Below are 590 nucleotides of genomic sequence, written 5' to 3' on the forward strand. Positions count from 1 at the left end.
AGACCGTGGCGCTGGTCGGCTCGTCCGGTTCTGGCAAGACCACGCTGGCCAGCCTGCTTCCGCGCTTTGTCGACTACAGCGCCGGCAGCATACTGCTGGACGGCACGGAACTACGAGACTGGGACCTGGCTTCGCTGCGCTCGCAGTTCGCCTTCGTRAGCCAGCACGTCGTCATGTTCAACAACAGCATGGCCTTCAACGTCGCGCTGGGYCAGTCYTTCGACAGTGACAAGATCGTGCGCTGCCTGACCGCCGCCAATCTGGGCCAGTTGCTCGAGGAACTGCCGCAGGGCATAGACACCGTGCTCGGCCACAACGCCATGCAGCTGTCCGGCGGCCAGCGCCAACGGCTGGCGATTGCCCGGGCACTGTACAAGGATGCGCCCGTGCTCATCCTCGACGAAGCCACCTCGGCCCTGGACACCGAGTCGGAAAAAGCCGTACAGGAAGCCATACAGCGGCTGGCCGCGGGCCGCACCTCGCTGATCATCGCCCACCGGCTGTCCACCATCCAGCATGCCGACCGCATCATCATGATGAACGCCGGCCGCATCGTCGAGCAAGGCAGCCATGCTGAGCTGCTCCAGAAC

The 590-nt window shown here is 64.6% G+C and carries 1 protein-coding gene; it reads left to right on the forward strand.

Features of this window, described 5'->3' with window-relative positions:
• A partial coding sequence (locus AC1DWI_RS25795) for an ABC transporter ATP-binding protein (RefSeq protein WP_477726275.1) occupies positions 1 to 590 on the forward strand: 590 nt, incomplete at both ends.

It is taken from the genome of Polaromonas sp. P3_C2 (assembly GCF_056402675.1).